General features: G+C 69.1%; 27 protein-coding genes. 15 read left to right on the forward strand and 12 right to left on the reverse strand.

Annotated features, from left to right (window positions below; translation table 11 throughout):
* Nucleotides 1-14: 14 nt before the first annotated feature.
* From EQ874_RS07650 to EQ874_RS07675, 6 genes are all read right to left on the reverse strand, one after another.
* A complete protein-coding gene (locus tag EQ874_RS07650; RefSeq protein ID WP_129976419.1) occupies nucleotides 15-2,453 on the reverse strand; it encodes an FtsX-like permease family protein in 2,439 nt (812 codons plus the stop codon).
* On the reverse strand, nucleotides 2,450-3,232 hold the full coding sequence (locus EQ874_RS07655) for an ABC transporter ATP-binding protein (protein ID WP_064065291.1): 783 nt from the start codon (nucleotides 3,230-3,232) through the stop codon (nucleotides 2,450-2,452). Before EQ874_RS07655 ends, EQ874_RS07650 begins: the two co-directional genes overlap by 4 nt.
* Before the next feature lie 114 nt (nucleotides 3,233-3,346).
* Nucleotides 3,347-4,048, reverse strand: coding sequence for a response regulator transcription factor (locus tag EQ874_RS07660; RefSeq protein ID WP_277986178.1), 702 nt, complete (start codon nucleotides 4,046-4,048; stop codon nucleotides 3,347-3,349).
* Nucleotides 4,049-4,058: 10 nt separating this feature from the next.
* Nucleotides 4,059-5,228 (reverse strand): histidine kinase, encoded by a 1,170-nt coding sequence (locus EQ874_RS07665; RefSeq protein ID WP_129976420.1) that lies wholly within the window; start codon nucleotides 5,226-5,228, stop codon nucleotides 4,059-4,061.
* Nucleotides 5,229-5,238: 10 nt separating this feature from the next.
* Nucleotides 5,239-5,751, reverse strand: coding sequence for a 5-(carboxyamino)imidazole ribonucleotide mutase (purE, locus tag EQ874_RS07670; RefSeq protein ID WP_016935202.1), 513 nt, complete (start codon nucleotides 5,749-5,751; stop codon nucleotides 5,239-5,241).
* Entirely contained in the window at nucleotides 5,744-7,018 is a 1,275-nt protein-coding gene (locus EQ874_RS07675; RefSeq protein ID WP_129976421.1) for a 5-(carboxyamino)imidazole ribonucleotide synthase, read from the reverse strand. The genes purE and EQ874_RS07675 overlap by 8 nt, the downstream gene beginning before the upstream one ends.
* Before the next feature lie 134 nt (nucleotides 7,019-7,152).
* Between EQ874_RS07675 and EQ874_RS07680 the strand changes: the two genes are divergently transcribed.
* Nucleotides 7,153-7,686: a GtrA family protein gene (locus EQ874_RS07680; RefSeq protein ID WP_064065294.1), complete on the forward strand. Its 534-nt coding sequence runs from the start codon at nucleotides 7,153-7,155 to the stop codon at nucleotides 7,684-7,686.
* A gap of 22 nt (nucleotides 7,687-7,708) precedes the next feature.
* Here EQ874_RS07680 and EQ874_RS07685 read toward each other — a convergent pair whose 3' ends face one another.
* The 4 genes from EQ874_RS07685 to EQ874_RS07700 all read right to left on the reverse strand — a co-directional run bounded on the left by EQ874_RS07685 (nucleotide 7,709) and on the right by EQ874_RS07700 (nucleotide 11,250).
* Complete coding sequence (locus tag EQ874_RS07685; protein WP_129976422.1) at nucleotides 7,709-9,016, reverse strand: HAMP domain-containing sensor histidine kinase; 1,308 nt, start codon at nucleotides 9,014-9,016, stop codon at nucleotides 7,709-7,711.
* 10 nt (nucleotides 9,017-9,026) lie between these two features.
* Nucleotides 9,027-9,710 carry a response regulator transcription factor gene (locus tag EQ874_RS07690; RefSeq protein ID WP_024101522.1) on the reverse strand — a complete coding sequence of 228 codons (684 nt, stop codon included), beginning with the start codon at nucleotides 9,708-9,710 and terminating at the stop codon, nucleotides 9,027-9,029.
* 75 nt (nucleotides 9,711-9,785) lie between these two features.
* Nucleotides 9,786-10,349 (reverse strand): PH domain-containing protein, encoded by a 564-nt coding sequence (locus EQ874_RS07695; RefSeq protein ID WP_064065296.1) that lies wholly within the window; start codon nucleotides 10,347-10,349, stop codon nucleotides 9,786-9,788.
* A gap of 55 nt (nucleotides 10,350-10,404) precedes the next feature.
* Nucleotides 10,405-11,250, reverse strand: a complete 846-nt coding sequence (locus EQ874_RS07700; protein WP_129976423.1) for a biotin--[acetyl-CoA-carboxylase] ligase — start codon at nucleotides 11,248-11,250, stop codon at nucleotides 10,405-10,407.
* Nucleotides 11,251-11,365: 115 nt separating this feature from the next.
* Between EQ874_RS07700 and EQ874_RS07705 the strand changes: the two genes are divergently transcribed.
* From EQ874_RS07705 to EQ874_RS07715, 3 genes are all read left to right on the forward strand, one after another.
* Nucleotides 11,366-13,006 carry an acyl-CoA carboxylase subunit beta gene (locus EQ874_RS07705; RefSeq protein WP_016933803.1) on the forward strand — a complete coding sequence of 547 codons (1,641 nt, stop codon included), beginning with the start codon at nucleotides 11,366-11,368 and terminating at the stop codon, nucleotides 13,004-13,006.
* Between the two features lie 157 nt (nucleotides 13,007-13,163).
* Complete coding sequence (locus EQ874_RS07710; RefSeq protein ID WP_064065298.1) at nucleotides 13,164-13,490, forward strand: acyl-CoA carboxylase subunit epsilon; 327 nt, start codon at nucleotides 13,164-13,166, stop codon at nucleotides 13,488-13,490.
* 1 nt (nucleotide 13,491) lies between these two features.
* Nucleotides 13,492-14,154 (forward strand): Maf family protein, encoded by a 663-nt coding sequence (locus EQ874_RS07715; protein ID WP_129976424.1) that lies wholly within the window; start codon nucleotides 13,492-13,494, stop codon nucleotides 14,152-14,154.
* A 13-nt stretch (nucleotides 14,155-14,167) separates the two neighbouring features.
* Here the strand turns inward: EQ874_RS07715 and EQ874_RS07720 are convergent, their stop codons facing one another.
* Nucleotides 14,168-14,584, reverse strand: coding sequence for a group III truncated hemoglobin (locus EQ874_RS07720; protein WP_129976425.1), 417 nt, complete (start codon nucleotides 14,582-14,584; stop codon nucleotides 14,168-14,170).
* Nucleotides 14,585-14,646: 62 nt separating this feature from the next.
* On the opposite strand from EQ874_RS07720, the gene EQ874_RS07725 reads away from it, so the two are divergent.
* The 11 genes from EQ874_RS07725 to EQ874_RS07775 all read left to right on the forward strand — a co-directional run bounded on the left by EQ874_RS07725 (nucleotide 14,647) and on the right by EQ874_RS07775 (nucleotide 23,508).
* Complete coding sequence (locus tag EQ874_RS07725) at nucleotides 14,647-15,540, forward strand: sulfurtransferase (protein WP_064065301.1); 894 nt, start codon at nucleotides 14,647-14,649, stop codon at nucleotides 15,538-15,540.
* Nucleotides 15,537-15,950 (forward strand): SufE family protein, encoded by a 414-nt coding sequence (locus tag EQ874_RS07730; RefSeq protein ID WP_016933808.1) that lies wholly within the window; start codon nucleotides 15,537-15,539, stop codon nucleotides 15,948-15,950. The genes EQ874_RS07725 and EQ874_RS07730 overlap by 4 nt, the downstream gene beginning before the upstream one ends.
* Before the next feature lie 7 nt (nucleotides 15,951-15,957).
* Nucleotides 15,958-17,418: a condensation domain-containing protein gene (locus tag EQ874_RS07735; RefSeq protein ID WP_129976426.1), complete on the forward strand. Its 1,461-nt coding sequence runs from the start codon at nucleotides 15,958-15,960 to the stop codon at nucleotides 17,416-17,418.
* A gap of 121 nt (nucleotides 17,419-17,539) precedes the next feature.
* On the forward strand, nucleotides 17,540-19,330 hold the full coding sequence (locus EQ874_RS07740) for an acetyl/propionyl/methylcrotonyl-CoA carboxylase subunit alpha (protein WP_064065303.1): 1,791 nt from the start codon (nucleotides 17,540-17,542) through the stop codon (nucleotides 19,328-19,330).
* A 135-nt stretch (nucleotides 19,331-19,465) separates the two neighbouring features.
* On the forward strand, nucleotides 19,466-19,846 hold the full coding sequence (locus EQ874_RS07745) for a DUF1707 domain-containing protein (protein ID WP_064065304.1): 381 nt from the start codon (nucleotides 19,466-19,468) through the stop codon (nucleotides 19,844-19,846).
* A 104-nt stretch (nucleotides 19,847-19,950) separates the two neighbouring features.
* Complete coding sequence (locus EQ874_RS07750; RefSeq protein ID WP_064065330.1) at nucleotides 19,951-20,385, forward strand: DUF1707 domain-containing protein; 435 nt, start codon at nucleotides 19,951-19,953, stop codon at nucleotides 20,383-20,385.
* A gap of 3 nt (nucleotides 20,386-20,388) precedes the next feature.
* Nucleotides 20,389-20,751, forward strand: a complete 363-nt coding sequence (locus EQ874_RS07755) for a VanZ family protein (protein ID WP_129976427.1) — start codon at nucleotides 20,389-20,391, stop codon at nucleotides 20,749-20,751.
* 97 nt (nucleotides 20,752-20,848) lie between these two features.
* Nucleotides 20,849-21,166 carry an SAV_915 family protein gene (locus tag EQ874_RS07760; protein WP_026003312.1) on the forward strand — a complete coding sequence of 106 codons (318 nt, stop codon included), beginning with the start codon at nucleotides 20,849-20,851 and terminating at the stop codon, nucleotides 21,164-21,166.
* A complete protein-coding gene (locus tag EQ874_RS07765; protein ID WP_129976428.1) occupies nucleotides 21,163-21,444 on the forward strand; it encodes a hypothetical protein in 282 nt (93 codons plus the stop codon). Before EQ874_RS07760 ends, EQ874_RS07765 begins: the two co-directional genes overlap by 4 nt.
* Before the next feature lie 2 nt (nucleotides 21,445-21,446).
* The gene (locus EQ874_RS07770; protein ID WP_242496674.1) at nucleotides 21,447-22,583 is read left to right on the forward strand and encodes a hypothetical protein; all 1,137 of its coding nucleotides are present in this window, start codon (nucleotides 21,447-21,449) and stop codon (nucleotides 22,581-22,583) included.
* Nucleotides 22,570-23,508, forward strand: coding sequence for a hypothetical protein (locus tag EQ874_RS07775; RefSeq protein ID WP_129976430.1), 939 nt, complete (start codon nucleotides 22,570-22,572; stop codon nucleotides 23,506-23,508). The genes EQ874_RS07770 and EQ874_RS07775 overlap by 14 nt, the downstream gene beginning before the upstream one ends.
* Nucleotides 23,509-23,511: 3 nt before the next feature.
* Here the strand turns inward: EQ874_RS07775 and EQ874_RS07780 are convergent, their stop codons facing one another.
* Nucleotides 23,512-24,342, reverse strand: a complete 831-nt coding sequence (locus EQ874_RS07780; protein WP_129976431.1) for a tyrosine-protein phosphatase — start codon at nucleotides 24,340-24,342, stop codon at nucleotides 23,512-23,514.
* Nucleotides 24,343-24,344 lie beyond the last annotated feature (2 nt).

The raw sequence follows: 24,344 nt of genomic DNA on the forward strand, positions 1-24,344 counted from the left end.
GCCGCACCGCGACCTCAGCCCGCCGCGGCGGCGACCGGCGACACCCTGCTCGCGCGTTGCGCCGGGATCAGCGAGGCGATCACCCCGGCACCGCCACCGGCGAGGACGATGCCCGCGAGCTGCCACCAGGGAACCGATCCGAGGCCGACGTGGTTCGCCCCGATCACCGACGCGGTTCCCGCCGCCCCGAGCAGCAGCCCCAGAGCCACGCCCAGGACGGACGCCACGCCCGCGATGATCAGTGCCTCGCGGACGAGCACGCTGCGCACCCCCGCCCGGGACAGGCCGACGGCCCGTAGCACCGCGGTCTCCCGGCGTCGCTCGAGCACCGACAACGCCATCGTGTTGCCCACCCCGATCAAGGCGATCACCACCGCTACCGACAACAGCCCGCCGACGATCATCAGCATGGTGTCGAGGACCTTCTCGAACATCTGCCGCGTCTGCACCGCGCCCTCGACGTTGCTACCGGGGAACGCCGTCGCGGCGACTCGGGAGATCTCGTCGGAGACCGCAGCGAGATCGCCGTCGGACAACCCGTCGTCCAGTTTCAACCACACCGTGTCCGCCGCGGAACGAGCGAGCGCACTCAGATCACCGATGTCCATCAGGTCCGGGCCACCTCGCTCGGTCGTCGCGACCGTCAGTGTGCGCGTACCGGTCTCGCCGCCGACCGTCACGATCTCGCCGTCACCCACCCCCAACTCGGTGGCGAGAGACTCCTCGAGCACGATCGTTCCCGGTTCCGGCAATCGGAGGTCGGCGCGGACTGTGGACGCTGCCGATCGCGCGTCGAGACCGAGTACCGAGAACTCCGTGTCCGCGACGGTGACCGAACCCGTCGCGACCTCGGTGCCCGACCGGACGCCGTCGATCGCCGTCAACCGGTCGGTTGCACCGGCCGGAACCGAACCCGGCGCGGTCACCACGATGTCCACCGGCAGGTTCTCGTCGAGGAGGTCGGGAGCGCCCGCCTTCACCGTGCCGATACCCACGACCAGGGTCGATGTGAGGGTGACGCCGATGAACAGGGCGGTCGCGGTCGAGGCGGTGCGACGCGGATTACGACGTGCGTTGCCCGCGGCCAGTGCGGCCGTCGGACCACCGAATCGGGCCAGCAGATCTCCCACCGCTCCCACTGCGGCCGGCACCGTCCGCCGGGATGCGAGGAGCACCCCGACGAAGAGCGACAACCCTCCGGGGCACGCGAGGAGCACGTTGGCGGTCATGACGCCGGCCACGAGCAACGCCGATCCCGCCGAGATCGCCAGCGCAGCACAGATGCGCCGGGCCCGGGAATCCGAAATCGGTTCGGGCTGTGTCTCGAGCGGCTGCATCGCCGCGAGTGCGGGGACCCGGGTCGCGGCGCGCGCCGCACCGTTCGCGGCGATCACCGTCACCACGGTTCCCAGCACGAGGCCGAGCAGGATCGTCGTGACGGTCACCGAGATCGATGTCAGCGGGAGCGGGACGTCCGCCGCGCGAGCGAGGGCGACAACGGCCGCCGCGAGGCCGTACCCGGCCAGAACTCCGAGAACCGCCGAGACGAACCCGACGACGAGCGCCTCTCCCCGCACGCTGCGGCGCACCTGCACGGCGGTGACACCGACGCACCGCATGAGTGCGAGCTCGCGGGTCCGGGCAGCGAGCAACACGGCGAAGGTGTTCGCGATGACGAGGCCGGCGACGACCACGGCGATCGCCGCGAAGCACAGAAGGATATTGCGCAACAAGGCGATATCGCCGACATAGGAGTCGGCGACCATCGTGGCACGCTCGGCCCCCGACATCACCACTGCTCCCGGTGCCAGGCCCGCCACGGCGTCGCGGACGACGTCGGGGTCCCCGGTCACGCGTACCTCCCAGTCCGTGATCTCACCCGTCCACGTGCGTACCGGCCCGGCATCGGCGAAGATCGTGCGCGAATTCAGCGCGAGGGGTGAGCCGTCGAGGTCGACGACGCCGACCACCTCGACGCTCGCCGGTACCGCCGTACCGAGAACGTCGGTGATCGTCATCGAATCACCGATCGCTCGCCCGGACGACGAACCGACGAGCACCTCATCGGGGCCTGCGGGCCACCGGCCGTCCCGGAGTCGCTGCCAGCGCAGGGTCTCGTCGGCCGCGACCGACATGGCCTCGCCGTATCCGGATCCGCCGTTCTCGTCCACGATGTGCACGGGTCCGGACACGTCCAACGCCGTCGCGCGTACTCCGGGGGCGCCGGTGATCGCGGCGAGCAGATCGTCCGGCTCCGTATCGGACTCCCCCTCGGCCACGACGGCCGTGACTCCGTCGTAGCGAGCGGCGGTGGACTTCGTGATCGACGAGTCGACCGTGTCGCCGAGCACGAGTGTCGTCACGACGAAGGCCACCGCGACGAGTACGGCGAGCGCGGACGCGACGTACCGGCCGCGGTGGGCGCGCGCCTGCGCCAGAACGAGCCGTCTCATCGCGCCGACACCACCGAGGATGCACCGAGGTGGCGCATGGTGTCGAGGACGGTATCGGCGGTGGGGTCGGTGATCTCGCCCGCGAGTCGTCCGTCCGCGAGGAGGACCACCCGGTCCGAGTACGAGGCGGCGACGGGGTCGTGCGTCACCATCACCACGGTCTGCCCCGTCTCCCGCACACTCGACCGCAACAGGGAGAGCACTTCCGCTCCGGCCTGCGAATCCAGGTTGCCGGTCGGTTCGTCGGCGAAGATGACGTCGGGTTGCGGCAGCAGTGCACGGGCCACCGCGACACGTTGCTGCTGGCCTCCCGACATCTCGTGGGGCTTGTGATCGAGACGATCGGCCAGTCCGAGGCGACCGGTCACCTCCTCGAACCAGGCCGCCGAGGGGCGGGTACCGGCGAGCCGCATCGGCAGCAGCACGTTGTCCCGGGCGGTCAGGACGGGCAGCAGGTTGAACGCCTGGAAGACGAAACCGATGCGGTCGCGGCGCAACCCGGTGAGAACGGCGTCGGACGCCGCACTGATCTCCACGTCCGCCCGGCGGCCGTCACCGTGGAGGACGACGCGTCCCGCGTCGATGTCGTCGAGGCCGGCGAGCGCATGCATGAGAGTCGATTTTCCCGAGCCGGACGGACCCATGATCGCGGTGAAGCGGCCGCGCTCGAATGCGACGGACACCCCGTCGAGGGCACGCACCTCGGTGTCGCCGCGTCCGTAGACACGCACGACGTCCTCGGCGGAACAGGCCGGGACGAAAGAATTGGTCGAAGTCATACTACGAACCGTAGAAATTCTGCCGCACAAGAACATCGGAGAGCGGTGCGATCTTCCTCGTCGCCCCCGTCGTACCCGGGTAGGACCCGCTCGGGGCGAGGTCCACCCGGAGTCCTACTCCCCCGCGCCGAGCAACTCGTCGGGTCTCACCAGTCCGGCGCGGAACGCGAACAGCACTGCTTGCACGCGATCTCGTGAACCGGTCTTCGCAAGAACCCGGCCCACATGGGTCTTCACCGTCGCAGGCGACAGCACGAATCGTTCGGCGATCTCGCCGTTGGTCAGGCCGTGCGCCATCGCGACGAGCACCTCGAGTTCGCGGGGGGTGAGATCCTCCGGCACCTCCATCCGCCCGGACGACGCTCCCCTTCCGTCGAGCAGGGGTGAGACATGCTGCAGCAGTGAGCGGGTCGCGCGCGGCGCCATGACGGCGTCACCACGGTAGACGGTGCGAACCGCGGACAGCAGGTCCTCGGGGGGTGCGTCCTTGAGCAGGAAACCGCTCGCCCCCGCGGCAATCGCCTGGACCACGTAGTCGTCGTTGTCGAAGGTGGTGAGCACCACGACCTTCGGCGCATCGACGGAGCGCAGCAGCTCACGTGTCGCCGAGATCCCGTCGACCCGTGGCATCTGGACGTCCATGAGCACCACGTCGGCCCGGACCCGCGCGAGTTCGGTGATCGCCGCCTCACCGTCGGACGCCTCGGCGACCACCTCGATGTCGGGTTGCGATTCGAGCACCATGCGGAAACCCGCCCGCACGAGTTGCTGGTCGTCGACGAGTGCGACACGGATGGGATCGGCGGATTCGGTCACGTCCGCCACCCTATGTGGGGAGTTCTGCGCGGACACGATAGCCACCGCCCTGCCAGGGGCCGGCGACCGCGCGACCGCCGTGCAATCTCGCACGCTCCTCGATCCCGGTCAGTCCCTGCCCACCCGGCCGCGCTTCGACGAGCGCGGCCGCTCCCCTGCCGTCGTCGACGATCTCCACGACGAGCATCTCGGAGCGCCATTCGAGGCAGACACGGGCACGTGCGCGCGGACCGGCATGTTTGAGCACGTTGGTGAGCGACTCCTGCACGATCCGGTAGACCGACAGCCCGAATCCCTCCGATACCTCGCGAGCCCGGCCGTCGACCACCAGCGCGACCTCGAGACCGCTCGCGCGCACCTGCTCGACGAGCGCGGGCACGTCGTCGACACCGGGAGTGGTGGTGAACTCGCGTGGCGAGTCCTCGCGCAGCACCGACAACAGTGAGCGCATATCCGTGAGCGCGCGGCGACCGGTGTCGGCGATCGTGCCGAGTACGTCGGCTGCGGTCTGCGGGTTCGCGGCCGCGGCGTATCGCCCGCCGTCGGCCTGCGCGATGATCGCGGTGAGCGAGTGCGCGACGATGTCGTGCATCTCCCGGGCGATGCGGGTGCGTTCCTGAGTGGCCGCGAGTTCGGCTTCTTTGAGACGTTCGAGTTCGAGGAGCCGATTGCGCTCGGTCAGTGCGTCCATCTCACGCAAGCGCAGACCACGCATCCGGCCGAACGCCCATACCCCCGCGACGAACATCGCGACGAGCAGCGCGGACGTCACCGTCACGAACAGTGTGCGGCCCTCGTACTGGTCGAAGTACCGCACTCCGGCGATCGCGCCACCGACGACCGACACCACGAGCGCGGTGTTCGCCGCCCACCGCGGAGCGTAGGCGGCGAGGGCGTACACCGCGGCCGGTACCGCGAACGGTGCCGCGGCGTTCATTTCCGGGAGGATCGCCAGATGTAGGTAGGCGGCGGCCGCCACGATCCCCCCGGCGACGAGGGGACGAGTGCGTCGCCACGCCAGCGGCACCGTCATCGCGACGGCCACGCCGGTCGCCCACGGTCCTTCGTCTGCGGAGAGCGTCCCGACCACGCTCAGGAGTACGAGCGCAGCGGCGAGGAACGCGTCGATCGTCCCGACATGGTCCCGGCTCCAGCGGTGCCACCGCTCGACCAGAGGCACCTTCGGCCCGTCAGCCGAGCAGTTTCTGCCGCAATGCCTCGTCCTTCTCGAGCACCATCTGCTCGAGACCCGCCTGGAACCGTTCCATCCGCTCGCGCAGCGCCGGATCGGAGGCGCCGAGGATGCGGGCGGCGAGCAGACCCGCGTTGCGGGCGCCGCCGATGGAAACGGTGGCGACGGGAACGCCGGCCGGCATCTGCACGATCGACAGGAGCGAATCCATACCGTCGAGGTACTTCAGCGGTACCGGCACACCGATCACCGGCAGCGGGGTCGCCGAGGCCACCATGCCCGGCAGGTGCGCGGCGCCGCCGGCACCGGCGATGACGACCTTGATACCGCGACCGGCGGCGTCCTTCGCGTAGTCGAGCATCCGCTGCGGCGTGCGGTGCGCCGAGACGACACCCACCTCGAAGCGGATCCCGAACTCGACGAGCGCCTCGGCTGCGGCCTGCATGGTCGGCCAGTCCGAGTCGCTGCCCATGATCAGGCCGACCTGTGCACCCTGCACCGCGTCATTCACCGTTTTCTCCCGTGTGTTCGTTCCAACCGTCGGTCCACACCGCGTGCGACAGCCAGTGCGCCGCGCGTTCGGCGCGCTCACGCACCGCAGCGACGTACTCGGGATCGTCGATCGATCCGGACGGTGCGCCGAGCACGTTGACGTGGCCGATCTTGCGGTCCTTGCGCTCCCCCTTGCCGTAGAGGTGCACATGCACGTCGGGCATCCGGGCGAACAGATGGTGCAGACGCTCGTCCATGCTCATCGCCGGCGCCTCGGGCGCACCGAGCACGTTCGCCATCACCGTCACCGGGGCGATCGGGCTCGTGTCGCCGAGCGGATAGTCGAGCACGGCCCGCAGGTGCTGTTCGAACTGGCCGGTGCGTGCACCGTCCATACCCCAGTGGCCGGAATTGTGCGGACGCATCGCGAGTTCGTTGACGACCAGCTCACCGGAGCGGGTCTCGAACAGCTCGACTGCCATGACACCGACGACACCGAGCTCTCCCGCGATCCGCAGGGCGAGCTGCTCGGCGGCGGTCGCGACGTCCTCGGCCAGATCCGGGGCAGGTGCGATGACGACGGCGCACTGACCGTCGCGTTGGACGGTCTCGACGACCGGCCACGACGCACCCTGACCGAACGGGGACCGGGCGACCATCGCCGACAGTTCCCGCGTCCACTCGACCTTCTCCTCGGCGAGGAGCGGGACGCCGGCGGCGAGCTGCTCGGCGACGACCCGGTCGAGTTCGGCGTGATCGTCGAGGATCCACACACCGCGGCCGTCGTAACCACCGCGCGCGGCCTTGAGCACGTACGGATCACCGAGCGTGTCCAGGGCCGCGCGGGCGTCCTCGACCGAGGTGATCTCCGCGAACTTCGGCATCGGCGCGCCGAGCGCACCGAGCCGCTTCCGCATCGCGATCTTGTCCTGGGCGTAGATCAAGGCCTGCGGGGGCGGCAGCACCGCGACACCCTCGCGCTGGAGCACCTCGAGGTGCTCGGTGGGAACGCCTTCGTGGTCGAAGGTGAGCGCGTGCGCACCGGTCGCGGCGCGGCGGAGGGCGTCGAGGTCGTCGTGACTGCCGATCACCACGTTCGGGCTGACCTGCGCGGCGGGTTCGTCCGGGCCGGCCGCGAGCACGCGCAGCGTCTGACCGAGGGCGATGGCCGCCTGATGCGTCATCCGCGCGAGCTGGCCTCCGCCGATCATCGTGACGACGGGCATGCCGGTCGTCAGGGTGCGGGGGGTATCGGATCGGGGGGACGAATCAGGTCTGCCTGTCACGGCTGTCCATGGTGTCACAGCATGTCGTCACGCCGTCCCGGGGCACCACGGACGAGCGACGGAGGCGTGTGGGAATGCCGACATGTGCGGTCGGGTTTCGGAAATTCACCTCCACGTTTCGTACACTTCTCCAAGTGGCCGTCGTCGATGAAGCGTTGAGCAGAGTTCCCCAGCCTTTGCGGGGGCTGTTGCTCCGGCATCGCGAATTGATCAAGTTCGCCATCGTCGGCGGTACGACCTTCGTGATCGACTCGTCGATCTTCTACACGCTCAAGCTCACGATCCTGGCCGAGAAGCCGGTGACCGCCAAGATCATCGCCGGCGTGGTCGCAGTGATCTGCTCGTACATCCTCAACCGCGAATGGTCCTTCCGTAACCGCGGTGGCCGCGAGCGTGCCCACGAGGCGTTCCTGTTCTTCTTCATCAGCGGGATCGGGGTGGTGCTGTCCTTCATCCCGCTGTGGATCTCGAGTTACGTCTTCGACCTGCGTGTTCCCGAGGTGAGCCTCGCGACGGAGAACATCGCCGACTTCGTCAGCGCGTACATCATCGGCAACCTGCTGCAGATGATCTTCCGGTTCTACTGCTTCCGGAAGTTCGTCTTTCCCGAGGAGATGGTTCCGGACACCCCCGCCGACGAGCACACCGGGCAGCTCGACCGATCCTGATCCCCGACCGGCCCGATCGGGTCTAACGAGGTTCGCGTGTCCCGCTCGCCGGCCGCATGTCCCGATCGCGCTGTGCCCCGAGGAACAGGGCGAACAGTGCGGGCCGGCGGCGCTGCAGTTCGAGCCGGCCGCCGTCCGCCTCCGCGAGGGCACGCGCCAGCGCCAGGCCCACCCCGGTCGAACCACCCCCGGAGAACCCGCGGTCGAAGACGTACGGGGCGACCTCGTCGCTGACGCCCTCCCCCTCGTCGGCGACCTCGATGCACACCGTGACCTCGCCGCGGGTCGCGACGTGCCGCACCGAGACCGTGCACGTGCCGCCTCCGTGCACGAGTGCGTTGTCGACCAGCACCGCGACCGCCTCCCGCAACCGCGAACCGGTCACCGCCGCCCGCAACGACGGGTCGCCGCGCAGCACCAGTTCCCGTCCGGCCTCCTCGTAGGGCCCACGCCAGTCGGCGATGACCCCGGTGAGTTCGCCGACCACCGAGACGTCCGTGCGCTGGTCGGCGCTGCTGTCGCGGGACTGGCGCACGAGCCCGTCGATCGCGGTGGTCAACCGGTCCACCTGGGCCATGGCCGCATCGGCCTCCTCCACCACGGCGGGATCCTCGTGGGTGGACAACTCGTCCAGGCGCAGCCGGATCGCGGTCATCCGGGAGCGGAGCTGATGCGACACGTCGCCGACGAGCGCGTGCTCGCGTTGCAGGCGGTGCGAGATCTCGACGGCGGCCGCGTCCAGCACGTCCGAGACGCGATCCAGCTCGGGAATGCCGTGCCGCCGGGCCACCGGGCGGAAATCTCCCTCGGCGAGGCGGGCCGCCCGGTTCGCCACGTCGCGCAGCGGGTCGGCGAGTCGGCGGGCGGTCGCCACCGCGACCAGCGCCCCGGCCGCGACGGACAGCAACACGAGCAGACTCACCGCGGCGAGCACCTGTTGCTGCAGGGTGCGCATGCTCTCCGAGGGCACCTCGATGAGCAGCGAGCCCGACGTGCCCATCGACAACGACTCGACGATCGACGCCCCGAGCACCGGCGTGCCGATGTCCAGGCGTGCCGCGACGTTCTCGGGGGTCGGATACACCACGACGGCCCGTCCGTCGGTGGGAACGAGCAGGCGCAGCGAACTCGTATCGAGCCCCCCGACGACGAATCCGTCGGTGCCCTCCTGGGCGATGATCTCGTCGGCCATGCGTTCGAGCCGAGTCTGCAGGTCGCGCCGGGCGGTGTCCTCGACGAACAGGAAGGCCGTGTAGGCCAGGGGGACGCCGAGCAACAACGCGACGAGCAGCACGGTCGCCAGGACGGCGTTGAGGATGCGGCTGCGCACGCCGGAAAGGCTAGTCGGTGTTCAGCCGGAAACCGACGCCGCGCACCGTGGCGATGCGACGTTCCCCGGCCGGTCCCTCGTCGCCGATCTTGCGGCGCAACCACGACATGTGCATGTCGAGAGTCTTCGAACCGCGCAGATCGGCGTCGCCCCACACCTCCTCGAGAATGGCGTCGCGAGAGACGACCTGCCCCGCGTGCTCGAGCAGCACACGCAGGAGCTCGTACTCCTTGTTGGCGAGAGTCACTTCCGAGCCGTCCACGAGGACGCGGCGCGCGGCGCGCTCGAGCCGGATCCCGGCGACGTCCACGATGTCGTCGTTCTCCGGACCGCCACGGCGACGCAGCAGCGCGCGCACACGCGCCATGAGTTCGGCGAGGCGGAAGGGTTTGCCGACGTAGTCGTCGGCACCGGCATCGAGACCGACGACGAAGTCCACTTCGTCGGTGCGGGCGGTGAGCATGAGGACGGCGAGATCGGAGCGGCTCGCCCGGATCTGGCGGCACACCTCGAGTCCGTCCATTCCGGGGAGACCGAGATCGAGGATGAGCAGTTCGAACCTGCCCGACAGTGCCTGTTCGAGCGCGGCCGGACCGTTGTCCTCGACGGTCACGTCGTACCCTTCGCGTCCCAGCGCGCGGGACAGCGGTGCAGCGATGGCGTCGTCGTCTTCGGCGAGTAGAACGGCAGTCACCACGCCAGCCTACGGATCGGGGTTCGCTTTGTCGGGATTACGAGCGGGTTGTGTCGGCGGTCGCTCCACTCGCCGTCACCAGGCCTTCCGGTGCTCGTGTTCGTCGCGCCGGTAGCGAGTGGTGTGACGGTCGTCGGGGCGCGACTCCTGAGCGTCGAAGGCCTGCCGGTAGAGCAGGGCGTGCACCTGCTGCACGTCGGGGATGTCGTCGAACTCGATGGGATCGTCGGCCGCGGAGACGACGACGAGCGTGCCGGTCCGCAGTATCCGGTCGACGAGACCGTGCCGGAACTGGACGTTGCTGATCCGGCCCATCGGGATGTCGATACCGGTGTGGGTGAGGACGCCGGTGCGGACGAGGACGCGCCGGTCGGTGACGATGAAATGCGTCGTCAGCCACCCGACGAAACGGGGGACGCACAGCCGGCCGACGATGCCGATCCATGCGACGGCCACGGCGACGGCGCACACGGTCGCGGCCGCACCGTCGAGGCGCGCCTGGATCGTGCCCAGCAGGAATCCGGCGATCATCGTGGACGCGAGGAAGATCACCGTCGGCAGCACGAGCGCCTTCCAGTGCGGATGCCGATGCAGCAGCAACTCTTCCTCGGGTGCAAGGGCGTCCTCCGGATATCCCATACCGCTCACGATGGCATATGCCGGTGCCGTGCCGATGCGAGCGGTCGCCCGGCGATCAGACCGGGCGCAGATGTGTGATGTCGCCCGCAGCGACCGCCACGGTATCTCCCCCACCGTCGGGGCGGATCACGATGCGCCCCTGGTCGTCGACGTCGGTGGCGACGCCGTGCAGCTCGGTGTCGCCGGGCAGGATCGCACGGACGCGTTGCCCGATCGTGCTGCACCGTTCGCGGTACGCCGCGGCCAGATCGGCGGTGTCCCATCCCGCGCGGGCCCATGCCCGGATCCGCTCACCGAAACCCGCCAGCAGCGCCTGCGCGAGCGGGGTGCGATCGAGTTCGGCGGCATCCTCGAGCAACAGAGAGGTGGCGGTGGGCACAGGCAGTTCGTCGCGCCCGAGGGTGGCGTTGATGCCGATCCCGGCGACCACCGTGGGCACCGGCGAGGTGGTGGCGACCTCCACGAGGATGCCGGCGAGCTTGCGTCCGTCGACCAGAACGTCGTTGGGCCACTTCAATTTCGCCTCGACGCCGGTGACCGATCGCACGGCGTCGACCGTGGCGACGCCGCACAGCAGCGGGAGCCATCCGAGGTTCTGCAGCGGGCACTCGGGCAGGCGCAGCAGGATCGAGACGATGATCTGCGCGCCGGGCACCCCGTTCCAGCTGCGCGAGTGGCGGCCCCGGCCCCCGTGCTGGAACTCGGCGAGGAGCACCCGGCGGTCGTCGCCGGTCGCGGCGACGGCGAGCAGATCCGCGTTGGTCGAAGCCGTGTCGGCGACGACGTCGAGACGGGTGTAGAAGCCTTCACGCTCGGCGCCGACGAGAACATCGCGTAGCGCCGCCTCGTCGAGCGGTGTGCGGAGGGCGGGAAGATCGGTCGTGGGACGGTCGGATGCCATGTACACAGCCTAAAGTGGACCTTCGCCACCTACCCGCCGGTAGGTCCGGCGCGGTGCCCGGCCTTCGGGACCTCGATGCAACGGCCTTGTATGACGATCGCTAAGCTGACGTGCCATGACCACTGTCCAGGAGCCGTCCGCGCCCGAGGCGGCGAGTACGCCCGATATCCACACCACCGCCGGCAAGCTGGCCGACCTGCGCAACCGTCAAGCCCAGGCTCGGATCCCGGTCGGTGAGGCCGCAGTCGAGAAGGTTCACGCCAAGGGCAAGCTGACTGCTCGCGAGCGCATCCAGGCGCTTCTCGACGAAGGATCGTTCGTCGAGCTCGACGCCCTCGCTCGCCACCGCAGCACCAACTTCGGCCTGGCCGACAACCGTCCGCTCGGCGACGGTGTCGTCACCGGCTACGGCACCATCGACGGCCGCGACGTGTGCGTCTTCTCGCAGGACGCGACGGTCTTCGGCGGTAGCCTCGGCGAGGTCTACGGCGAGAAGATCGTCAAGGTCATGGACCTGGCCATCAGGACCGGCCGTCCGCTGATCGGCATCAACGAGGGTGCCGGCGCGCGCATCCAGGAGGGTGTCGTCTCCCTCGGCCTCTACGGTGAGATCTTCCATCGCAACGTGCAGGCCTCCGGTGTCATCCCGCAGATCTCGCTGATCATGGGCCCCGCCGCCGGTGGTCACGTCTACTCCCCCGCACTCACCGACTTCGTCGTGATGGTCGACCAGACCAGCCAGATGTTCGTCACCGGCCCCGACGTCATCAAGACCGTCACCGGCGAGGACGTCACGATGGAGGACCTCGGCGGCGCCCACACCCACATGGTCAAGTCGGGTGTCGCGCACTACGTCGCCGACGGCGAGCAGGACGCCCTGGACTACGTCAAGGATCTGCTGTCCTACCTGCCGAGCAACAACCAGGCCGCCGCGCCGCGTCTCGCGCCGACCGACCCGATCGTCGGGTCGATCGAGGACTCCCTCACCGCGGAGGACATCGAGCTCGACACGCTCATCCCGGATTCGCCGAACCAGCCGTACGACATGCACGAGGTCATCCGTCGCCTGCTCGACGACGACGAGTTCCTCGAGGTGCAGGCCGAGCGCGCGAAGAACATCATCGTCGGCTTCGGCCGCGTCGACGGCCGCAGCGTCGGCATCGTCGCCAACCAGCCCACACAGTTCGCCGGCTGCCTCGACATCGACGCGTCCGAGAAGGCCGCGCGCTTCGTCCGCACCTGCGACGCGTTCAACGTGCCGATCATCACGCTCGTCGACGTGCCCGGCTTCCTGCCCGGCACCGAGCAGGAGTACAACGGCATCATCCGCCGCGGCGCCAAGCTGCTCTACGCCTACGGCGAGGCGACCGTCGGCAAGATCACGGTCATCACCCGCAAGGCCTACGGCGGCGCCTACGACGTCATGGGTTCCAAGCACATGGGTGCCGACGTCAACCTCGCGTGGCCGACCGCGCAGATCGCCGTCATGGGCGCCTCCGGCGCCGTCGGCTTCGTCTACCGCAAGCGCCTGCTCGAGGCCGCGAAGAACGGTGAGGACGTCGACGCGCTGCGCCTCGAGCTGCAGAACGAGTACGAGGACACCCTGGTGAACCCGTACGTCGCAGCCGAGCGCGGCTACGTCGACGCGGTGATCCCGCCCTCGCACACGCGCGGCCAGATCGTCTCCGCGCTGCGCCTGCTCGAGCGGAAGATGGTTTCGCTCCCGCCGAAGAAGCATGGAAACATTCCGCTGTGACGCTCTGCGGCAGGACCGGGCGCACCCCGGTCCTGCCGCGACCTGCACGGCGTAGCACGTCGCCGACGACGTGCGATGAACCCGAGAGAGGGATCGACATGACAGCGACCCGGTGGGCATCCGATGCCCGTGCGGACGCGTATCCGGGGGGTGCCCTGTGACAGCGACGACAGAGGACAAGATCATCACCGAGTTCGAAGTCGACGAGCAGTCGCCCACGGTCGAGGCCACGCCCGACGACGGAGCGGGAGAAGCCGCTCCGGAGAGCCCCGCGGTCGCCGAGACCGCGGCCGCCCTCCGCATCGTCAAGGGCAATCCGACCGACGAGGAGATCGCGGCTCTCGTCGCCGTGCTCGCCGCTGCCGCTGCGTCGGCCGGCGAGGACGTGAGCGACACCCGGCCGCCCGAGACCTGGGGGGATCCGACCCGGATGCACCGCCGGTGGGCGCCGTTCTCGCCGTATTCCTACCCGAACCGCGGCTGACGTGCCCCGGCTCGTTCTGGCCTCGGCTTCACCCGCCCGCCTCGCGGTTCTCCACGCGGCGGGCGTGAAGCCGTTGGTGCAGGTGTCGGAGGTCGACGAGGACGCGCTCATCGCGTCCCTCGGCCCCGGCACGCCGCCGGCGCAGGTGGTCACCGAGCTGGCCCGCGCCAAGGCCACCGACATCCTGCCGGTCCTGCGCGAGCAGGGTCTGCGGGACGCCGTCGTCATCGGCTGCGACTCGATGCTTCTGATCGACGACGACCTGCAGGGCAAGCCCGGCACCGTCGAGGCGGCCCGGGAGCGCTGGCGGACGATCGCCGGTCGCAGCGGCGAGCTGCTCACGGGTCATGCCGTGCTCCGCGTCCGGGACGACGAGGTCGTCGCCGAGGTCGCCGACCACAGCGGCACCGTCGTACACTTCGGCACCCCCACCGACGAGGAGCTCGAGGCGTATCTCGACAGCGGTGAGCCGCTCGAAGTGGCCGGCGCCTTCACGCTCGACGGTCACGGTGGCTGGTTCGTCGAGCGCATCGAGGGCGATCCGTCGTCGGTCATCGGCATCGGACTCCCGCTGGTGCGGCGCCTGCTCGCCGAGGTCGGTATCTCCGTGGCGCGGTTGTGGGCCGAGAATGCTGCCATCCCCTTGGAGTCGCTCGAGAACTAGGCCGTGTCCGGCCCTATCGGGTCGCGCCGCCGTACAGGGATTTCTGCAGCGAGGTCACCATCGCCCCGGCCTTGGCCTTCGCGCGGTCCGCGTCCACTCCGTCGAACGTCTCGTCCACGGTCTCGCACCACAACTGCAACCACCGCTCGAATCGGGCGGGGGTCAGTCCGTGGTGCCCGTGCAGCGCCCGGTGCACCGGCACGAACGCGCCGCGATAACGGGTCGTGCGGAAGAGAATCTGCTCCCAGAAGTCGCCCACGACCACCAGATGGTCGTCGAGTCCGACCACGGCGAGAACATCGAAGACCGGTGCGAGCACGGGATCGGCGAGTGCGCGTTCGTAGAACCGGCGGACCAGCAGGTCGATGTGGTCCCGCGATGCGAGTTCGGCGCGGGCCGGCCGCCCGGCGTGAGGGTTGCTGCGGGTCACGTCCCGTCACGGTACCGCCTAGAATCGACGGCGCACCTGCCACCACAGCCTCAGGAGCCCATGTGCCCGTCGCACCCGATAGCAACCCTTCGTTCGCCGCATATGCGGATCCCGGCCGTCTCGTGTCGACGGAGTGGTTGTCCGCTCATCTCGGCCATCCCGAAGTGAAGGTCGTAGAGTCCGACGAGGATGTCCTGCTCTACGACGTGGGGCACATCCCCGGTGCGGTGAAGATCGACTGGCATCTCGATCTCAACGATCCCGTCACCCGCGACTACATCGACGGCGAGCAGTTCGCCGCGCTCATGGACCGCAAGGGCATCCGTCGCACCGACACCGTGATCATCTACGGCGACAAGTCCAACTGGTGGGCCGCCTACGCGCTGTGGGTCTTCACCCTCTTCGGTCACGAGGACGTCCGCCTCCTCGACGGTGGCCGCGACGCATGGATCTCCGAGAACCGCGACACCACCCTCGACATCCCGTCCGCCACGACGAGCGGCTACCCGGTCGTCGAGCGCAACGACGCCCGGATCCGCGCATTCAAGGACGACGTCCTCGCCCACCTGGGCACGGGTCCGCTGGTCGACGTGCGGTCGCCGCAGGAGTACACCGGTGAGCGCACCCACATGCCCGACTACCCGGAGGAGGGCGCCCTGCGCGGCGGTCACATCCCCACCGCGGTGTCGATCCCGTGGGCGAAGGCCGCGGCGCCCGACGGCCGGTTCCGCGCCCGGGCCGAGCTCGACGAGATCTACGGCGACATCGCGAAGGACGCCGACGTGATCGCCTACTGCCGGATCGGCGAGCGGTCGAGCCACACGTGGTTCGTCCTCACCCACCTGCTCGGGTACTCGAACGTGCGCAACTACGACGGTTCGTGGACCGAGTGGGGCAACGCGGTCCGCGTGCCCATCGCCAAGGGCGACGAGCCCGGAGAAGCGCCGGCCGCATGAGCATCCCCGCCCCCCTCGCCGAGATCGTCGACGACTTCGCTGCCGTCGAAGGTCAGGACAAGCTGCAGTTGCTTCTCGAATTCAGCCGCGAGCTCCCGCCGCTTCCCGCCGAACTCGAGGAAGCGGCGATGGAGCCGGTGCCCGAGTGCCAGTCGCCGCTGTTCCTGTCCGTCGACGCATCCGACCGGTCGCAGGTGAAGCTCCACTTCAGCGCACCCCCCGAGGCGCCGACCACGCGCGGATTCGCCTCGATCCTGCACCAGGGACTCGACGGTCTCAGCGCGCAGGAGATCCTCGACGTGCCCGACGATTTCTACGCCTCGCTCGGGCTCGCCGAGGCCGTCAGCCCGCTGCGGTTGCGAGGGATGAGCGCGATGCTCACGCGCATCAAGCGGCACCTCCGAACCTGACGCGGTCATGGAGTTCACCGAGCTCGCCGACTACCGGATCCCTCCCGGCGTTCTGACCGAATGGCTGCCCTGCGCGGCCGAGGACGACTGGCGCGAGGATCCCCGTCCCGCCTCGTACATCCACGAGGCGCATCTGAGGCGCACTTCGGGGATCCGGTACGGCGGCGGCCGCGACTCCTGGCTCGGCACGGCCTTCGAAGTCGCCGGGCCGCTCGACACCGAACGGTTCCGGCGGGCCCTGCAACGCTGGATCGACCGGCACGAACCGCTGCGCAGCCACGCCCACCTCGCGGGGGAGCAGAGCGGGAACGACCTGGTGCGGCGCACCGCACCGCCGGGCAGGGTGTCGGTGCGTCCCATCCGGCACGATCCCGCCGATCCGGACACGATCCGCGACCACCTGCTCGGCCTGTTCGACGACTACACGACGCCGCATCTGTGGCCGTCCTACGTCTTCGCGACGCTCGAGCGGACGCCGGACGGGGATGTCGGCGACACGGGGGGCGCGAAGGACACCGATGAGCGGTTCACGGTCTTCTTCGGCGCCGACCACTCCATCATCGACGGGTACTCCGTGGTACTCGTCGCGCACGAGATCTCGGCGCTCTACGAGGAGGAGCGCACCGGTCGCGCGGCCGACCTGTTCCCGGTGGGGAGCTACATCGATTTCGGTGCCGCCGAACGGGACGAGTCCGCACAGCTGGACGACCATCACGAGGCGGTGCAGATCTGGCGGCGCACCCTGACCGAATGCGGAGGCGAACCACCCGCCTTCCCCCTGCCGATCGGCGCGCGACCATCGCACGCCACACCCCAGCAGCGACTGTCCGAGCGCTGGTTCGACGACGACGAGGCGAGTGCCTTCTCCGCGTGCTGCCGCCGTGCGGGGACGGGTTTCTTCGCCGGCGTGCTGGCGTGTTTCGGCCGGGCGACGGCCGAGATCACCGGCGCCGAGCGGTTCCGGACCGTCGCGCCCGCGCACACCCGCGCCGGTCCGATCTGGGCGGGTTCGCTCGGCTGGTTCGTCGGCCTTCGACCGATCGACCTGAACCTTACGGGCACAACGGATTTCGACGTCCTGGCGATGCGCGCCGGCGACGAACTGCACCGCACCCGGGCGAGTGCGCGAGTGCCGTTCGTGCGGGTGGGCGAACTCCTCGGCGTCCCCATCCGCCCCCGGTTCGTCGTGTCCTACATGGACGTGCGGTTCGTTCCCATGGCAGCACAGTGGCCCGAATGGAACGCCCGGGCCCTGCGCAGCCGCAGCTTCACGCACGACGTGTACATCTGGATCAATCGCACCCCCGAGGGCGTGAACATGTCGGCGCGATTCCCCGACAACACGGTCGCGGGCGAGAACGTCCCCCGCCTCATCGCACGCTCCCGCGAGCTGATGCACGAGGTCGCGGTCGGCGGGCCGTGGATCGCGCAGCCGGAAACGGTGACGGTCCCACCTACCGGTGAGTAGCATCGGATGCTCGAAGGCCCGCCGTAATGTATAGGGGCCATCCGGTTACGTCGTCGATCCGATTGGCGCTTAGACTGCCCGTCGACGGAAATAACCTAACGATCGATCAACAGGAGGCTCCGTGCCCAGTCATGCCAGCGCGCAGATCACGAAGGTGCTCGTCGCGAACCGCGGCGAGATCGCTGTGCGGGTCATCCGAGCCGCCAAGGACGCGGGCTACGGCAGTGTCGCCGTCTACGCCGAACCGGACGCAGACGCACAGTTCGTGAAGCTCGCCGACGAGGCGTTCGCACTGGGCGGCACCACCTCCGCCGAGTCCTACCTGGTGTTCGACAAGATCCTCGACGCCGCGGCCAAGTCCGGCGCCGACGCCATCCACCCCGGCTACGGCTTCCTCTCCGAGAACGCCGACTTCGCGCAGGCCGTGATCGACGCCGGCCTCATCTGGATCGGCCCCTCGCCCCAGTCCATCCGCGACCTCGGCGACAAGGTCACCGCCCGCCACATCGCCGAGCGCGCCAAGGCCCCGATGGCGGCCGGCACCAAGGACCCGGTGAAGAACGCCGACGAGGTCGTCGAGTTCGCGAAGAAGTACGGCGTGCCCGTCGCGATCAAGGCCGCCTTCGGTGGTGGCGGACGCGGCATGAAGGTCGCGCAGACCATCGAGGAGATCCCCGAGCTGTTCGAGTCGGCCACCCGTGAGGCCGTCGCCGCCTTCGGCCGCGGTGAGTGCTTCGTCGAGCAGTACCTCGACAAGGCCCGCCACGTCGAAGCCCAGGTCATCGCCGACCAGCACGGCAACGTCATCGTTGCCGGCACTCGCGACTGCTCGCTGCAGCGCCGCTTCCAGAAGCTGGTCGAGGAGGCTCCCGCGCCGTTCCTGACCGACGAGCAGCGCAAGCGCATCCACGACTCCGCCAAGGCCATCTGCCGCGAGGCCGGTTACTACGGCGCCGGCACGGTCGAGTACCTCGTGCAGGGCGACACCGTGTCCTTCCTCGAGGTCAACACCCGCCTGCAGGTCGAGCACCCGGTCACCGAGGAGACCGCCGGCATCGACCTCGTGCGTCAGCAGTTCCGCATCGCCAACGGTGAGAAGCTCGAGCTCACCGAGGACCCGACCCCGCGCGGCCACAGCTTCGAGTTCCGCATCAACGGTGAGGACGCCGGTCGCGGCTTCCTTCCCGCCCCCGGCCCGATCACCGTCTACAAGGAGCCCACGGGCCCCGGTGTGCGCGTCGACTCGGGTGTCGTCCAGGGCGACGTCATCGGCGGCCAGTTCGACTCGATGCTCGCCAAGCTGATCGTCACCGGTGAGACCCGCGAGCAGGCGCTGCAGCGCGCCGCCCGCGCGCTGGCGGAGTTCGAGGTCGACGGTCTGGCCACGGTCATCCCGTTCCACCGCCACATCGTCGAGAACCCGGCCTTCGTCGGCGACGGCGAGAAGTTCGACGTCTACACCAAGTGGATCGAGAACGAGTGGGACAACACCATCGAGCCGTACACCGGTGGTGCCCCGATCGAGGACGAGGACGAGGCACTGCCGCGTCAGAACGTCGTCGTCGAGGTCGGCGGACGCCGCGTCGAGGTGTCGCTGCCCGGCCAGTTCTCGCTCGGCGGTAACGGCGGCGGCGCCGGCGTGATCCGCAAGAAGCCGAAGCCCCGCAAGCGCGGCGGCGGCGGCGCCGGCAAGGCGTCGGGCGATGCGGTGACCGCCCCCATGCAGGGCACCGTCGTCAAGGTCGCGGTCGCCGAAGGCCAGGAGGTCGCCGAGGGCGAACTCATCGCCGTGCTCGAGGCCATGAAGATGGAGAACCCGGTCAACGCCCACAAGGCGGGCGTCGTCACCGGCCTCGCGGTCGAGCCGGGTGCCGCGGTCACCCAGGGCACCGTCCTCACCGAGATCAAGTAATACGGCGATCGAGTAACACAGCAGATCCCCGACGGTCCCCCGCATCGCTCACGATGCGGGGGACCGTCGCTGTATCCGGGTGTCATCCGGCGTCACGGTCCGGCTTCCGCGCGTGAAAGCTATTAGCCTGGAGACATGGCCGACCGTCCCGAGATCCGCATCGGCACCGCCGAGCGTGAGGAAGCCGTAGCGCTGCTCGGTGAGCACTTCGCCGCGGGGCGCCTCGGCCTGGCGGAGTTCGACGAGCGGGTCGCGCTCGCGACGCAGGCCACAGTGCGCGGCGATCTGGTTCCCCTCTTCGCCGATCTGCCTTCGGCGCCGGCCGTGGTGGCCCCCTCCCCCGGACCCCGCGATCTCGCGGAACAACTGCTCACCCTGGTGCCGTTCGTGCTCGTCGCGTTGCTCGTGATCGTCGTCCTCCGGCATCCGATCGCGCTGCTCATCGCCTTCGGGGTGTTGTTCGTCGCGGGTCGCCGTGCCTACCGGCTGCTCGGTGAAGGACGCGGCCCGTCCTGACCGTCCGGTGCCCGGCCGCCCTTTCTGCTGTCGCGGAAATCACAGCATCCCGGGAGATGCCCGTGTCTGTCGCCGCTCCGACGCCACAGGTTAGGGTGACCGGCATGCCCGAACACCCCGACATCCGGATCGGCAACGCCGAACGCAGTGAGGCGCTCGACCTGCTCGGCGAACACTTCGCGCTCGGCCGGCTGACACTGTCGGAATTCGACGAACGCAGCGCGAAGGCGTCGGCGGCCGGGACGCGCGGTGATCTCGACGTGCTGTTCACCGACCTGCCCGCCCACCTCACCGATAGCTCGGCCACGACCCGGGACGACCTTCCGGTGATCATCCCGAAGAAGGATCCCGAGCGGTGGCGCGAGGTCGTGATGGGCCTGACGCCGCTGGTCGCGCTCGTGCTGTTCTTCACCTTCGACACGTGGCTGTTCTTCCTCCTGATCCCCGCCGTGGGCATCGTCCTGTTCGCCGGTCGCGACCGGGACGGGCACAGCACCGACGACGCCGACACCCACCGTGGTGAGAAGAAGAACGCCTGAACCGTGCCGTCCACGCTCCTCCGGCACCGCGCTCTGCCCCTGATCCTCGCGGTCGTCGTCATCACCGCGATGCTGCTCTCTCCCGGCGGTACCGTGCCGAGCGGTCCTCCCCATGCCGACAAGGTCACGCACGCGTTGATGTTCGTGGCCCTCGCGCTGTGTTCCCGCTACGCACGGATCTCCCCCGTCGTCACCGTGGTGTGGCTGGGTCTCTACGGCGTGCTGACGGAGATCCTCCAGGCCACCGTCGCGGTCCGGCGCTCCGGGTCGTTCTGGGACTGGTGCGCCGATCTCGCCGGCGTCGCGATCGGCCTCGCCGTCGCGGCCGCCATCGGCTCGCGTTCCCGCACGCGATCGAGACCGTAAGCAGCAACCCGTGATTCGTCACAAGACCTGCCGCTGGTAGCCTCCTCCGCGCCGACAGTCCGACGGGGGATCGGACAGGCTGCTCACGGGGGAACGAATGTCGCAGGAACAGGTCGCGGACGCACTACCGACGGTGCTTCCGCCGTATCTCTATCTACCGTGCGCGGACGCGGTCCCGGATCCGGCCGACGCCGTCGTCGACTATCGGTATCTCGGCGACGGCCGCATCGCGCTGCTCGCCTACACGGCGCTCGACCGTCTCCACTCCTGTTGCGGCGCCGGGCAACCCTGGCTGGTGCTGCCCACGCACGTGCTCCCGCGACTGCGTGAGGCACAGCCGTGGGACTCTCTGCTGCTCGACGTCCCGATACCCGAATCGGAACGCAGACGCCCGGCGGACGGGGACGCGCGATGAGCCTGTACGTCGACCCCGACGAACTCGATCGGGCCGCGGGCGTCTACACGGGTGCGGCCGCGGATACCGCGGATCTCGTCGGCACCTGCCCCACGAGCGTGGACGCGGGTCTTGCGACCGGCCCACTCACCGGCATGCTTGCGCAGATCGTCACCGACCTCGCCGGCACGGTCGAGGTGCTCGGCGGAACGGGTGGCCTGCTGACGACCACAGCGCAGACGTACCGGGAAGCCGACGACGAGGCCGCCGCCGCGCTCGTCCGGACCTGGTCGGAGTGACCGTGCCGATCGACACCTTCATCGCCGGCAACCCCACCGATATCCGACGGGTCGAGGACTGGATCCGCACGACGCTGGGCACCACGATCGGGAACGTCGCCGACGCCGCAGCCCGGGCGCGTCGCATCGCCGACGACGCCTGGGAGGGCGACGCTTCCGAGACCTACCTCGACAGGTCGAGCGAACACGTCCACGCCGTCGACGATTTCCACGAGCGGACATCGAGGACCGCCGATGTCTTCGCGGGCCTGGCGGGCGAACTGTCGCGTGCCCTGTCCGACATGGCCGGCATCCGGGCTCGCGCCGCGGCCGCGGGACTGCCGGTCGTGGGCAACACGATCGGTGATCCTCCCCCGGGTGACGACGAAGTCGCTTTCCGAAGGGCCTCGGCATATCAGGAGGCCAATGACGTCGCCGAGGCGGTGCACGCTCGCTGGTCGGTGGCGATTGCCGGCGCCGTGAACACCTGGACGGGACATCCGTGGTCAGCGTCCTTCCTCGGGAGCACCGCGCTCGACTACGTCGACAAGAACCTGCAGGGCAAGATCGCGGGCCTCCTCGCCGTGCAGCAACAACTCCGGACCGAGGCGATCCGTGAGATGGAGCGATTTCTCTCGCTTTCGCCGGACACACCGTACGACGAGCTACGACGTACGTTCGGTTCTGCGCGGAAACCACTCGACGATCTGGTGACGACCACCGGTCGCCTCGACGACATGGCATCGATGTCCCGGACAGCCGGCCGGGCCGCGGGGACCATAGGTCTCGTCGCCGGTGTCGGGCTCGACTATTTCGCTGGTGGTGAGTCCCTCGAGCAAGCCGTGGTCTCCAACGGACTCGGCCTCGGAGCCTCGATAGCAACCGGCGCGGCGGTGGGGAGCGCTATCGGGTCGATTCTTCCGGGTGCGGGTACTGCCCTCGGTGCCGTGCTCGGCGCCGGGGCAGGCACAGTTGCCGGAATCTTCACGTCCGGTGCGGTCGACAACCTCTACGAGTCGAGCGCGAAATCGTTCGGCGGGGCATTCACTGCAGGGTTGTCCGAACTCGGAAGTGCTGCAAGCGCAACCAAGGAACTCGCCGGTGCCTCCATCGGAGGATTGGCACGTCTGGGACGAGGAACACTCGATGCCATCCTCTGACGACTACGATCTCCGCACCTACGGCGACTCGCGTGCCGATGTCGTCATTCTCGGGACCGGAATCGTCGGTCTTCTCTTCTTGCTATTCGTCGTGGGAGTGCTGATCGAGCAGGCAGTGCAAGGGCTTCCCCTCGAGTTGCCCAGGGGTTCGTCAGTGATCCTGGCTCTGAGCGCCACGATTCTCATGTATCCGGTGCTCGGGTACTTCATGTACAGCCCTCGCACGAAGGCGGACCACATCACGGCGGAGACCGACTCCACGGCACCGGCGCTGGCTCTGCGGCAATCGTCCTGGGTGTTCCGGATCGCTTTCGTCCAGATCGGAGCATTCACGCTCATGCTCCTCGGTCTCATCTGGCTGACCGGCGAGCCCGACGAACAGCGACTGCGTGAGGACATCGTTCTCACCGTCCTCGCCTGCTCATGGCAGGTCGGCTACTGCTTCTTCATCGTCCGACACACACTGCGCCCCGGTTACATCGCACTCTCCGCCGAGGGAATCCGCTTCAGTGATCACGCCACGGACACCTGGATCCCCTGGGAAGCATCGACGTCCGGAGTACTGGCCGACCCGCTCTACGTCGTGGTCGTCGCTCGACCGGCGCGTGGCGCCACCACGAGTTCGCGGGTTCCATTGCCGTGGCGGATCATCGACGATCGCAAGGACGGCGACCTACGTCCCTCATCCCGGCGCCGCCCCGGGCACACTGCCCGCATCGACCGGCGCCGGTTCGAGATCGCACCCGAACTCCTCGACGCCGTGCTCGACCACTATCTCCGCGACCCCGACGCTCGCGCCGAACTCGCCGATCCCGACGCTGTCGCACGCCGAGTCGACGAGCTGCGCTCCTACGCACCCGGACCGCGGTGGCGACGCTACGGTCCGGTCCCCGTGCCGACCCTGAGCACGCCGGCGCCGAGGTGACGGTCAGGCGGTCGCGTCCGGATCGACGAGCCGGGTCCGCAGGGCCTGCAGGGTGTCGTCGTCGAGACCGAGTCCGGCGGCGAAGTACTGCTCGATGGTTCCGTAGCGTGACAGCGCCTCGTCGATCGCCACCTCGAGGTACTCGCGGCGCACCCCGAGCAGGGGCGTGAGCAGATCCGGGTCACCGCCGAGCGATGCGAACCGGGCGAAGAAGTCGTCGAAGTGCGGGAGCAGTTCGTCGTTGGTGCGGAGATAGTCGGTGAACACGGCCTCCTGGTCGGCGCCGGCGAACAGGAGCAGCGACGCCGCCGCCCACCCGGTGCGGTCCTTGCCGGCACTGCAGTGCACGAGCCCCGGAACGTCGCCGTGCGCGACGGTGTCGGCCAGGGTCCGGTACGATGCCACTGCGCTCGGAAGAGTGACGAAATCGCGGTAGCTCTGACGTAGGTAGTCGGTGGCGCGACCGTCCCCGAGTATCTGCGACACCAACTCCGGATTCGACACGAGTTGCGGCAGCGCCGCCGCGATCGATCCGCCTTCACGATCAGCGAGGACGTCGAGGCCGAGGTGCCGGGCGCCGTGGGGGACGCGATCGGGACGGGCCTGCTGCTCCTCGAGCGTGCGCAGGTCGAAGACCGTCGCAATACTCAGGGCATCGAGGGTCTCGAGGTCGGTGTCGGTCAGGCGGCTGAGGTCGGTGGAGCGGAAGACCACCCCGGTGCGGACCACGCCGCCGAACGAACTACGGCAACCGCCGATGTCCCTCAGGTTGGCGAGCGACGGAATCGCGAAGGACTCGCCGCCGGTCACGGTCTCGTCCAGTGCATCGGCCATAT

Source organism: Rhodococcus sp. Q1 (assembly GCF_004153645.1).
In the GTDB taxonomy this organism is placed as follows: domain Bacteria; phylum Actinomycetota; class Actinomycetes; order Mycobacteriales; family Mycobacteriaceae; genus Rhodococcus; species Rhodococcus gordoniae.

Coding starts and splice junctions, on each gene's coding strand:
- EQ874_RS07775 (WP_129976430.1), top strand. CDS start 22,570: ATGCCATCCTCTGACGACTACGATCTCCGCACCTACGGCGACTCGCGT.
- EQ874_RS07655 (WP_064065291.1), bottom strand. CDS start 3,232: ATGACTTCGACCAATTCTTTCGTCCCGGCCTGTTCCGCCGAGGACGTC.
- EQ874_RS07700 (WP_129976423.1), bottom strand. CDS start 11,250: ATGGCATCCGACCGTCCCACGACCGATCTTCCCGCCCTCCGCACACCG.
- EQ874_RS07730 (WP_016933808.1), top strand. CDS start 15,537: ATGAGCATCCCCGCCCCCCTCGCCGAGATCGTCGACGACTTCGCTGCC.
- EQ874_RS07780 (WP_129976431.1), bottom strand. CDS start 24,342: ATGGCCGATGCACTGGACGAGACCGTGACCGGCGGCGAGTCCTTCGCG.
- EQ874_RS07695 (WP_064065296.1), bottom strand. CDS start 10,349: ATGGGATATCCGGAGGACGCCCTTGCACCCGAGGAAGAGTTGCTGCTG.
- EQ874_RS07735 (WP_129976426.1), top strand. CDS start 15,958: ATGGAGTTCACCGAGCTCGCCGACTACCGGATCCCTCCCGGCGTTCTG.
- EQ874_RS07650 (WP_129976419.1), bottom strand. CDS start 2,453: ATGAGACGGCTCGTTCTGGCGCAGGCGCGCGCCCACCGCGGCCGGTAC.
- EQ874_RS07705 (WP_016933803.1), top strand. CDS start 11,366: ATGACCACTGTCCAGGAGCCGTCCGCGCCCGAGGCGGCGAGTACGCCC.
- EQ874_RS07760 (WP_026003312.1), top strand. CDS start 20,849: ATGTCGCAGGAACAGGTCGCGGACGCACTACCGACGGTGCTTCCGCCG.
- EQ874_RS07765 (WP_129976428.1), top strand. CDS start 21,163: ATGAGCCTGTACGTCGACCCCGACGAACTCGATCGGGCCGCGGGCGTC.
- EQ874_RS07745 (WP_064065304.1), top strand. CDS start 19,466: ATGGCCGACCGTCCCGAGATCCGCATCGGCACCGCCGAGCGTGAGGAA.
- EQ874_RS07750 (WP_064065330.1), top strand. CDS start 19,951: ATGCCCGAACACCCCGACATCCGGATCGGCAACGCCGAACGCAGTGAG.